The sequence below is a fragment of the Pedobacter jamesrossensis genome, from assembly GCF_042650905.1.
In the GTDB taxonomy this organism is placed as follows: domain Bacteria; phylum Bacteroidota; class Bacteroidia; order Sphingobacteriales; family Sphingobacteriaceae; genus Pedobacter; species Pedobacter jamesrossensis.
Map to the genome: position 1 here is coordinate 1 of NZ_JBHSBY010000090.1, position 10,592 is coordinate 10,592.

Consider the following 10,592-nt stretch of genomic DNA (forward strand, 5'->3'; position numbering starts at 1 on the left):
AACAAATCAAAGGAATAAGGATAAGTTCAGAGCCAGAGTGAAACCTAAAGTAACTAAAAATCAAAAAGATGCAATATAAAAATCCTTAACTTAATGACATTGGGGTTGCCCCACCTTCGTAAGCAAAATTTTCATCACCCCTATGATACCCATAATGTTGCTCTTCCACGGAACCATTAAATATCATTCTATTGAAATCAAAATTTTCAAGATTTTTGGGGACTTCATTTTGGGAAGTGGAAACTAACCAACTCAAGTAGTGTTTAGAAATAGTCTTAGTAGGTATTGAGCATCCTGTGTATTTATCATTTATCACAATTTCATTATTTGCTAGCATATCTAGCAATTCAAAATTAGCTTCATGATTGTTTCTATCAATATTTGACAATTTATATTTTTCCAATAATTCAATTGCCGTATCAATAATTTGTTTTTGCCCTTGAGAAATATCAAGATTGGTCAATAATCTGTTTCCTTGCATTTTAAAATTTCATAAAAAAGGAGTAGCAATCTCTTACTACTCCCAATCTAAATTAACGCTCTCAATATTGAATATTGATGTAAGGCTCTCAACCCCTACTATCTAAAAGTACTAAAAAAATTATTCCCAAAGAAATATTTTTTGTCAGATATTATCCAGTTTTTGCTTTAATCTCTTCGTAACTATTAGTAAATTTCTCCATAACCTCTAAGACAATTTGTTTCATCTTAAATCTTTCTTTTCTATATAATCTTAACTCATTTAACGCTGTGTTCAAAAAATAGCCAGCAAGTAAAGCGCTCAATAAAATAAGAAAACTTTCACCTGCTTCATAGACCAAAAGTAAAGCCATACCTAATTGCGATAAAGAAAAAATACTTCCTAAAATGAAAGATAAAAAATGATATTTACTTTCTGCTTTTGAGAGAGTGTATTCTTGGGTTTTAGGAAGTTTAAGCACAATTATGGTATTTACTGTTTATTATCTTCATTCTTTAGATTGCTGGATAAACACCCAAACAAACTTGCAGATATACAAATTCGATTATTTTGAAGAAAGATTGGATAGAACTAATTAATAGTTTCTTAAAAATTAAAAACTATGGGTTCATTTGTATAGATATATTTTTCATTCAATAAACTCGCATTTATAAAATTGGTAACCCCATCAGAAAGTTGTCCATACCCTTGGTGTATATGCCCAAAAATATGATATTTAGGCCTAATTCGAGCTACTGCCAATGCTAATTCTTCACAACCTACACGTTCTTTATTATGGTTGCCATCTAGTTTCCCAAAAGGAGGGCCATGCGTAATTAAAATATCGGTGTTATCAGGTATCAAATCCCAATATCTTTTAATTTTAGCACCTCTATCCACATTAAAAGCCCAGTCATAAAAAGTAGGTTGTATTGGCGATCCCCAAATATTTATTCCATCTATATTAATCCCGCTATTTTCCAAATAAATAACATTATCTGGAATATAAGATTTCATTTCACCAGGTCGGGTCTCAAACATAAAATCATGATTACCAGCAATAAAAATTTTATACTCATGAGGCTGTTCAGAAAACCACATTAAAAAGTTAACTATTTCTTCCTTTGTCCCTGTTAATGATAAGTCTCCAGCGTGGATGAGAATATCTCCATCAGGAAGAATAATATCTTTCTGTCGCATGTGTGTATCAGAAATTGCTACTACTTTCATTTTTAAATTAAATTTATCCAATAAAAACGTGTGTTCCCTTTGGTAACCAAAACAATTTCCCTGAAATTGAAATATAGCCTATTAAATTTCCATTTGCTACTATACCTGTTTTCTGACAGTAGTTCTCAAATTCTGTAATTTTAAATTGTTGCATCCAACCAACCTTTTCAATTAATACTTTTTCCATTTTTAATGTTTTTTATTATTCGGTAGATTGAATGAATCTTTTTTGAGGTTTATTTTTGTTCCTATCATTAAACAAAATCGCATCAAGTATTGATACAATCTCATTATCAAGAGTATAGGGAATACGAATTAATTCAATTCCTACAGAATCTGCATAATTAGTTTTGATGAAATCTCTCTTAACTTGTTGCCTGAGCATTTCCTCCCCATAGATTGGCAAAAAATGTTGTCCGCCATCATATTCAATAAGCATACTTTTTTTAGTTGAAGGAACGATAGGTATGTAAAAGTCAAAAGGAAGTTGATTAATATTTACGCAATCTTTAAATCTTTTTTGCGGTTCAAAATCAATTTTTTTCATCTCCAAATATCCCTTGATGAAATGTTCCATCTTAGATTTTTGATTGCAAATTTTACAACCAATATGCTTTAAATACGACTTAGTAGCATAAGAATAAAAATCTTCATTATGCTTTTCGCAAACAAACTGCCTTAACAAATTCTTCTTAGTGTTATCAAAGTCTTTTTCCCCTGTTAATTTAAACCCCTTTTTTCCAAACTGTTCTAACTGAGCATAAATTTCCTCATCAGATTTAATTTGCTTTTCTCCATTAAGTTTGCGAACGCAGTATATACAGCCTCTCTTTTTATAGAAATGACTTTTAAAGGTCTTTACATTATCTCTTGAACAAGCAGGAATTGAGCATGTAAAATGTATTTTATCCTTAATGGTATATATTTCACGATGTTTACCATAAATATAAGCAATGGGATGAATAACCAGGGCCTTCTCAACCATTTGAATATGAGTAATAGATTTTGCTTCCTTTGCACACTTGACACAAGGATTAGATGAGAGACGCTTATTCAAAGGCTTAATGATATCTCCTTCGTGTCCGGCTTTAGTACATTTATATAAAACATTTCTTACTTCACCAGTTAACTTATTGTAATTGCCAAAAATTTTCAAAGCAATTATTGAGCTACCCCACTGTATAATATCATTCTTTACCTGGAATATATCAACTTTCGAGTTCATTCTAGGAGTTTCATGAAGACACTTAATGCACCCACATCTTTTTAAACCGTTAAGAGACTGAGAGTATTCAATTTTATGCTTTAAGCATTTCATCGTTAGCCTATTATTTAATATTCTTTTAACTAAAGCAACATGTTTGCCTTTGTTCTCATCAACTAATTTTTGATAATGTTCAATGTTGTACTTTTCTTTACGCTTATCATATCTACAGAAAACACAAGATGTTCGATTTTCTTCTTGATTAGCTTTTAAAAATTTATCCATAGTTGTAGAAAAACAAATTTTGTGTTTTTTACATTCACAATTCAGTATAGTTTTATAACCTCCCGTTATTTTAGGAATATAGCTTAATGATTTAATTACATAAAGCTTCTTATAAATTTCTGAACATAATTTTTGCATTACTACAAGCGAAATCCTCTTGGATTCTGATACTTTTTGCCCTTTTGATTTTTGCATTTTTTTTTAATTTTTATTTAAATATCCATGACTTGATTAAGCATGCATTGAGCTTCCTTTTTTATTTTAACGTACACTGCCTTTACATCTTCATTAGTTACCTGGCGATTAATAGGCAAACATGAATATTTAAAAGACTTATTGATAGGGAATGACACTTTACCCATTCTTTCATCTGCCTCACTTAAAATCACATAAAATGTTCCCGTATTTAAGCTTGCTACATCTTGAACCTTAACCAAGTCTTTTTCTTGAAAGCTCCAACTTTCAGAATTGGTTTTTGGTTTAAAAAAACCTGGATTATTGATACTTGAACTTGCCATAAGTTTATCTTCTTTACCAAACAACTGGCTAACTCTTTGTCCTGTTTGAGGATTTGTGGTTCTTCCATAAAATTGATTCCCCAAATTTGAAAGTATTGTATCTGACTTATCCTTGCCATATTTATCTATCATTTGGGTAATGTCCTGGCAAGCAAGAATTGTTGAAACTTTATTACTTCGTCCTGTTGCAGGTAAAGTTTCTATTCCAGGAATAAAAATGGTTGGAAATTCATCTATAAGAACTATACTCTTTTCTCTTCCTTGTTGATTAAGCTGTTTTGTTATCGCTGTCAACATTAATCCAATTACTGGCCCATATGTGTCAACTAAAGTGGGGTCATTCCCTAAAACTAAGATGCTGGGGTTATTTGGGTCATTTAAATTTAAACTTAGGTCGCTTCCCTGGCCGGTTACATAATAAATCTCCGGAGTGTTTATTTTATTTAATGAGATCTGCAAACTTGATACAACCCCGGCTAACTGATTTGATGCACCAGATTCTATTGCCATTGCAATAGGAGCAGCCATATCAGCACATTGATAATTAGTTTGAAGCAATTTAATGAGTGCTTCTATATTTGGCTGAACCACAAGACTGATTGCATGAGGTAAGGTACAGAAATGCGGGTGTTCTTCTCGCAAATACCAAAAAACTGCGCTAAGTAGCGTTTGACTGTTATCACTCCAGAAATCAGGCTTTTTAATACTCTCGGGATTGGTATTTTTTAATACTGCCCCTGCAAACTCTCGAGCAAAAGAAGCATTCCGCATTATCTCTGGTGCAATAGGATTTAGTTTATTTGTAAGTTCTAAATCAGTAAAGTTGACATAGTATCGATTAACATTACTATCAGCATATGCAGTCTCTACATGCTTAGCTAATTCAGGAAATTTGAAATCATACACTACGCCACTAAAATTTTTACTGCCAGCATCATAAATTATAGCTTCAACGATTGATTTTGATTTTCCACTTCCAGCGCCTCCACTAATAAAAATCCCGGAATATGGATTTGCTATTTGCAATTGATGAACAAACAATTGGTTATTTGTTTCTGATTTGTGAGTATTAGAGGGCGAGGTGGCGTCACCTTGAATAGAATTTCTCTCTTTCTTGAAATACTTATATCCTAAGAAAATCACTCCCCAAAAGGCAAAACCGAAAAATATTGTAAAATAGCTGCTCCCATTTTGCCTTAACGATATTATGAGTCCAATAAAAAGCGCTATAAATATCAAATAACGTTTAGCTTTATTCCGTCTTGGAAGTTGATGCTCATGATGTAATCCCTTCATAATTTTTATTTTAATCTGTATCTAATAAAGTCGGTTTTTGGTTTTTTATCTGGCTCATCCATAATTTCCTGGAATTTTGCTTTCAATTTCTCTCTAAGCTCCCTTTGTAATAAATCTTCTTTTCTTACATCAAAACTTGCTTTCTTTTCAAAGTCACGTACATCAATATTTACTATCACCGAAAATATTGGCTCTTTTAAATTCTTTTGATTGAATGCTAGCTCTTGATTTTCAAGTCGTTTCAACGTTTTTGTTTTTGCACTATCCCAAAAATTTATTTTTTGGGGACTGTCATTCATTATATCATTATAAGCAAGAAGTCTATCAAAATGGTTATTATACTGACTAATTAGATTTTTTTGAATGTTTTGGAATTCTTGTTTCGGGATAGTTAATTTTTGACCCTCTTGATAAAACACGAATGAATCAACTGTATCTTTAAAACCATGCTTGTAAAAGACACTTTCCAACTCTACAGTAACGTTTTCTTTCTTTACCTCGCCCTTAAAATCGTTTATTACATCTGATATCGCCTTATTATACTTTGCGACGAAATCGATTTCTTTTTGCTCCTCAATTGTTGGGTTCATAATCTTTTTATTAGATAAATTTGGTTCTTTAATCATTGAGTTCAATTCCAGTTTTTTATTGATTTCAGCCCATCTTAATCCAATTTCTGAACCTTTTAAAGCAAAACCATCTTTTCTAAAGCTAACTCCATAAATGCCCTTGATATTTGTTGCAAAATTTACGTCAACACCCCTTAACCCTAAATATTCCTTCAAATTTTGTGGTGTTTCTGAATTCCGTAAAGCACTCAAAACATCTGTTTTAATGGTCTCTTTAATTTCTTTTGCCCCTTTAGTATTATCGAGCCTGGATTTTTGTTTACCTTTTTTGTTTGAGTTGATATAACGATAGCCTTTTTCATCATTAGGTTCATAAATAACAGTTCTATTTTCCGTTGGACGTAACCCTTTAAGCTTCTCAACCTTATCACAGGCAATTTGTAAACGGTCCTTAATACGATGGTCATTTATTAAAGTTCCATCAAGACCAACTCTATTTACAGCTACGTGAGCATGGAAATGAGCGGTATCTTTATGAGCAACGATGCAATATTGATGATTGTCTTTCTTCACTCCTATATCCCTTAACAAACTATTTATGACCTTTTGGCTTTCATCAGAATTAATTTTCTCATCAGGATGAAAATTAATTTGTATGTGTAAAACTGGCTTTTTGACTGTTTTACGCTCATTTGCAATTTCTCTCATTTGATATGCCATTTCTCTGATAGTACCAAACGTGTTATTATATTCCATAACCTGATGCTTTAATCCCTCAGGTATTTGTTTATTTTCCTGATGAATATATGACAGGACACCTGTGAAACCATTCCCTGTATTACAATTTGCGATAGGCATGACGTAAAGCTTTTATGATATCATTTAATGTATCCACCGTTTCTATTGGTAGAATATTTGTTCTGTTAAACTTTCTAGTTAACTGATTAAGGTTATTTGCGATTCCAGAAATGATTTTTCTATCTTCTAATTCTACTTTAATCACATTTCCATCCAGTAAAACTTTTCTAGCAAATTGACTAAGCGCCAAACCTGCTTCTTCTGCTTTTTTTTCAACTTTCAATTTATCATCTGGAGAAATTCTAAAATTGATATTGGTTTCTTTTTCCATTGAAATAGTTATTTAAGTTTTGGGTTTTCAAAAAGTAGCGCAGCGTTAAGCTTTTTCAAGGGGCTGGCGGAATGTACATGCATTGAAACGAAGTGAATGTAACGTAGTGAATGAAACAAGTGAAATGTATGTACATCCGCCCCCCCTTGCTTCGCACAAATCGCTAAATGCCTCTCGTAGAAATTAACATTTCGTTCAAGTCCTTGAAGTCACTGTAGCCGTCGCTTTTATCGACTACTACAGATTCGTATCTCCTTCTTAATTTTGATTTTAGATTTTTCGAACTAGTATCATTATCTAAATAAAGCTCTATTGAATCATAGTTTAAAAGTGATTCTTCAACCTGATTAATATGGGCTAGACTATTAAGGATTATGGCATCATAGTCATTGGTATTTGATAACATTTTGAATGAAAGGAAATCGAAAAAACCTTCAAATACTTTGACTTTTGGTTTGTCAAAACCAATAGAGGTTACGCCAGCCGGCGAACTGGCATTTTTAAAATATTTATTACGAAGAGCATAACCGCCAAGGTCATTTTTAAAAGCAATTGAAAAGAAATATTTTCCTGAGCTTATAATTTTATAATAAACTTCTACGCAGTATTTTTTAGCAATATTTTCTGTAATACCTCTTTCAGCAGCATATTGCAAGAGCGCTCTATTTTGAAGTCCCTGCTCTCTTAGAATAATTAAATTTGATACCTTGGTATTATTTTCAACTGTTAAGTCTGATTGCTGCGCTTGAAAAGAAAAAGAATTCTCTTTGGTATTAAGGATGTCTGCCAAAGCATCTTTTACAGTAAGGTTTCCAAGTTTCAGTGCTAAATCAATAATGTTACCACCTGTACCAGTTCCATGATCGTACCATCTATTTAAAGAAGCATTCACTTTAAGACTAGGGGTATTTTCCTCTCTGTAAACACCTTTAAACCAATGGTCATTACAACATTTTTTCACTGGGAAAATACCTTTTTGTGATAGATAATCCAGTATGTGTATCTGATTTTTTGCTTCTTGTATATTCATTTTCATATTTTATATTTTTTCAATAGCTAGTAACTATTCTAACTACTTGACTACCATAATCATTTTTACAAGTAGTCAGATAGCTAGATGGTAGTCAGATAAATATTTAATCTAGCTACCTATTAACTTACTGATAATTAGTTCTTTATTTTAATCATAGTAGGTAGTCAGGTCATTATACTTAATATAATATCCCCTTACTGGATAAATCTTTCCCTCATGCGCCTTTTTCTGCATCTTTTCATAGCCCAAAATTTTCAGTGCTTTACCTAAGCTTATAGCATTCAGTTTTAATTTCCCTTCCACCTTATCGGTTAAATAAATTAGAAATTCAGTGGGTGTATAGAATTGTTCGTGGTCTTCCTTGGTACCAGGTGAGTAATATTTTTGAATAAGTTCCATTTCCGTGGAAACCATTTGGAATTGCTCATTGGCTCGCTCGTTATCAGCAATTTCGTCCGCAGTCATCTCATATTTAAATCCACTTAAATAAAGATTATATGCTTGTGACCAAAGAATATTAACATCAATTTCCTCACGGTATTTCCAGTTGATGGATTCAATTTCAAAACAAAGCCATCTTACATTACCTGTCTCATCAGAAAGAAACTCCATCCTATTTGTACTGCCTATAAATGATATCCTTCTTGCAGTAAGCTTTGCTCTACGTTCATACGGGTGCCTAACATTTACCGATGCTTTGCTAATTGTAGATTTCAAGGAGTTGATTTCAAATTTTGATAATGTTGCTAATTCATCAAGTATCCCTATTACATTTTGGCATAATGCAATTAAGCTGTCTTTATCGAGCGCAATATTTTCAACGTGGTATTTAACTAGGTCTTTCGGTACTAAAAAGCGTGTCCAACTTGTCTTTCCGCTATTTTGCTTGTCATGAACGATGATAAATGCCTGTTTATTAAAATATTCGTTAACTAATGCACAAACAACTGAACGCACTAACCACTTTTTAAACTGGTCGTTAAAGCGAACTTGGATTTTAGCTATCACATAATTTGAAAACTTCTCAATATAATCACCATGTATTTCTTCTTTCCAGAGATGTTTAACTTTATTAAAATACTCTTTAAAAGGGTCAAATTCTGCTATTTCTGTACTCCCTAAAAAAATAATAACATCTGAAATAGAAACTCTATGTCCTTTTTTACGAAGTTCTATATACAGAGAATTTTCATTTACTGTACTCCATTCATTACTATTCTTGGGACTATATTCAACATCATTAGCAATAATGTTTTTTCGAAAATCGTAATGCTTTGGAAGATATTCTAACACCTTTACGATGCCAGCATCTGTGTCTTTTGCCATTTCTAAAATTTGATATGATTAATGAAACGGGTATATTTATACTGCTAAGAAATTATACCCAGTAAGAGATTAAGCGAGAACATTTAGAGTGTTTTCGCTTTTTATTTACGTCTTAATTTTCTTTTCAATGGTAGCGTTATTGCCATTTCTAGAATTTCATCAGACGTTTTTCTTTTATATGATTTCAACCAATCGGTCAAATCCTTTTCTGAAAAGCGTACTCCTCCCGAAGGAAGTTTAATGAAAGGAATTTTATTCTCTGAAACTAATTGATAGAGTGTTTGACGGGCGTAACCCGTTAACTGTTCTGCTAGTGAATAACCAGAAATGGTATCTGTGGTTAAAACAGGATTTTCTTTTGGAAAAGCTTTGGCAAGCTTACCATCTATTATAGATTCCAGTTCCGAAACTGTCAAATCTATAAGTCTTTTGTCGTTAGCTGAGTTTATAATCATAACTGAATAAATTTTATTTCAGCTACAATATTCTATCATTTTTTATCTTTAAACTCCGCTCACTCCGCTTAGCGAAGTTTTTTCTCTTAGAAATTATTTATACCTATTATTTTTAATATTGGTTCAACACGAGATGGATATAATGACAGCTTGTCTCTTAAATTATCTAGGTTAGCTTTTTGAAATGGCTCGCCCTTTTCTGCTAAATTACACCCAAAGAACTCGTTAATTATTCGAGTTAGAGTCTTCCCATCATATATCGGTTCGCTTGATTTTCTAGAAAATATTTTTATCCATCCCCCTTCGGAAAGTGCAACGAGAAACCCAGCCATTTTGACCCCTGAGTGAGATTGATTAGAGTCATACCTATATTTACCATCGACGCTTTCTAGACCAAAGTCTGGCTTCAGTGCAATAAAATCTTCAAGCAATTTAAATGCTCTTGATTCATCAACATTATCCCAAAGGTCAAAAAATCCTTTTTTTCCAAATTTATGCATACCGGAGTTTTTATTAATTTGTTCGTCCATCTGTAATTTGAAGGACTTATAACTCAGTTTTGTTCCCTTAGAAACTTTATTAAATGTTACAATTTCTTGGAAAGTCTCCTTTCTTAACAACAACCCATTTAAAACCTCTTTTTTGAATTTAAATAATATATGATCCTCTTCTATTTCATAAGCGGCCATTTCCAAATAGCTTTTGAGATACAGATAATACAACTCTTCCTCCAAAAGCATCTTAGCAGGGCCATCATCTAAATAACGAAACAGAGCCTTTAAAGTAGCTCTCAATGTCATATACAAATTACGAGTGGCTATTTCAAAACCTTCAAAGAAAGACTCCTCTTCGAATCTCTGCATTATTACCACCGATATAAAACTTAACTCACCCCATACACTTTCGCCTTCCATAAAATTAGATACCCAGCCAAGTAACTTATAAAAGTGCAAATCATAAGCATCTGCAAATACCAAATCAACGTAAGCATCCGACCAACCCGTCTTGACAAAGCTTGGTTTGACTGTTAATTTTGATTAAAAATCATGATATGAAAAAACCAGTTTTACAGTCAAACGAAATGTTC

The 10,592-nt window shown here is 32.3% G+C and carries 12 protein-coding genes; all 12 read right to left on the minus strand.

Annotated features, from left to right (window positions below; translation table 11 throughout):
* Positions 1-85 precede the first annotated feature (85 nt).
* On the minus strand, positions 86-481 hold the full coding sequence (locus ACFOUY_RS09640; protein WP_378960299.1) for a hypothetical protein: 396 nt from the start codon (positions 479-481) through the stop codon (positions 86-88).
* A gap of 151 nt (positions 482-632) precedes the next feature.
* On the minus strand, positions 633-941 hold the full coding sequence (locus tag ACFOUY_RS09645) for a hypothetical protein (protein WP_378960300.1): 309 nt from the start codon (positions 939-941) through the stop codon (positions 633-635).
* A gap of 125 nt (positions 942-1,066) precedes the next feature.
* The gene (locus ACFOUY_RS09650; RefSeq protein ID WP_378960301.1) at positions 1,067-1,690 is read right to left on the minus strand and encodes a metallophosphatase domain-containing protein; all 624 of its coding nucleotides are present in this window, start codon (positions 1,688-1,690) and stop codon (positions 1,067-1,069) included.
* Positions 1,691-1,703: 13 nt separating this feature from the next.
* Complete coding sequence (locus ACFOUY_RS09655; protein WP_378960302.1) at positions 1,704-1,877, minus strand: hypothetical protein; 174 nt, start codon at positions 1,875-1,877, stop codon at positions 1,704-1,706.
* 15 nt (positions 1,878-1,892) lie between these two features.
* On the minus strand, positions 1,893-3,374 hold the full coding sequence (locus ACFOUY_RS09660; protein ID WP_378960303.1) for a hypothetical protein: 1,482 nt from the start codon (positions 3,372-3,374) through the stop codon (positions 1,893-1,895).
* 17 nt (positions 3,375-3,391) lie between these two features.
* Positions 3,392-4,993, minus strand: coding sequence for a type IV secretory system conjugative DNA transfer family protein (locus ACFOUY_RS09665; RefSeq protein ID WP_378960304.1), 1,602 nt, complete (start codon positions 4,991-4,993; stop codon positions 3,392-3,394).
* Between the two features lie 5 nt (positions 4,994-4,998).
* Positions 4,999-6,420: a relaxase/mobilization nuclease domain-containing protein gene (locus tag ACFOUY_RS09670; RefSeq protein WP_378960305.1), complete on the minus strand. Its 1,422-nt coding sequence runs from the start codon at positions 6,418-6,420 to the stop codon at positions 4,999-5,001.
* Positions 6,401-6,691 (minus strand): plasmid mobilization protein, encoded by a 291-nt coding sequence (locus ACFOUY_RS09675; protein WP_378960306.1) that lies wholly within the window; start codon positions 6,689-6,691, stop codon positions 6,401-6,403. The genes ACFOUY_RS09670 and ACFOUY_RS09675 overlap by 20 nt, the downstream gene beginning before the upstream one ends.
* A 163-nt stretch (positions 6,692-6,854) precedes the next feature.
* Complete coding sequence (locus ACFOUY_RS09680; protein ID WP_378960308.1) at positions 6,855-7,721, minus strand: toprim domain-containing protein; 867 nt, start codon at positions 7,719-7,721, stop codon at positions 6,855-6,857.
* Between the two features lie 150 nt (positions 7,722-7,871).
* A complete protein-coding gene (locus ACFOUY_RS09685) occupies positions 7,872-9,050 on the minus strand; it encodes a VapE domain-containing protein (RefSeq protein ID WP_378960309.1) in 1,179 nt (392 codons plus the stop codon).
* Between the two features lie 101 nt (positions 9,051-9,151).
* Positions 9,152-9,505: a helix-turn-helix transcriptional regulator gene (locus ACFOUY_RS09690; protein ID WP_378960310.1), complete on the minus strand. Its 354-nt coding sequence runs from the start codon at positions 9,503-9,505 to the stop codon at positions 9,152-9,154.
* 86 nt (positions 9,506-9,591) lie between these two features.
* Positions 9,592-10,419: a hypothetical protein gene (locus tag ACFOUY_RS09695; RefSeq protein WP_378960311.1), complete on the minus strand. Its 828-nt coding sequence runs from the start codon at positions 10,417-10,419 to the stop codon at positions 9,592-9,594.
* Positions 10,420-10,592: the final 173 nt, after the last annotated feature.

Coding starts and splice junctions, on each gene's coding strand:
- ACFOUY_RS09640 (WP_378960299.1), bottom strand. CDS start 481: ATGCAAGGAAACAGATTATTGACCAATCTTGATATTTCTCAAGGGCAA.
- ACFOUY_RS09650 (WP_378960301.1), bottom strand. CDS start 1,690: ATGAAAGTAGTAGCAATTTCTGATACACACATGCGACAGAAAGATATT.
- ACFOUY_RS09655 (WP_378960302.1), bottom strand. CDS start 1,877: ATGGAAAAAGTATTAATTGAAAAGGTTGGTTGGATGCAACAATTTAAA.
- ACFOUY_RS09660 (WP_378960303.1), bottom strand. CDS start 3,374: ATGCAAAAATCAAAAGGGCAAAAAGTATCAGAATCCAAGAGGATTTCG.
- ACFOUY_RS09665 (WP_378960304.1), bottom strand. CDS start 4,993: ATGAAGGGATTACATCATGAGCATCAACTTCCAAGACGGAATAAAGCT.
- ACFOUY_RS09670 (WP_378960305.1), bottom strand. CDS start 6,420: ATGCCTATCGCAAATTGTAATACAGGGAATGGTTTCACAGGTGTCCTG.
- ACFOUY_RS09675 (WP_378960306.1), bottom strand. CDS start 6,691: ATGGAAAAAGAAACCAATATCAATTTTAGAATTTCTCCAGATGATAAA.
- ACFOUY_RS09680 (WP_378960308.1), bottom strand. CDS start 7,721: ATGAATATACAAGAAGCAAAAAATCAGATACACATACTGGATTATCTA.
- ACFOUY_RS09685 (WP_378960309.1), bottom strand. CDS start 9,050: ATGGCAAAAGACACAGATGCTGGCATCGTAAAGGTGTTAGAATATCTT.
- ACFOUY_RS09690 (WP_378960310.1), bottom strand. CDS start 9,505: ATGATTATAAACTCAGCTAACGACAAAAGACTTATAGATTTGACAGTT.
- ACFOUY_RS09695 (WP_378960311.1), bottom strand. CDS start 10,419: ATGGAAGGCGAAAGTGTATGGGGTGAGTTAAGTTTTATATCGGTGGTA.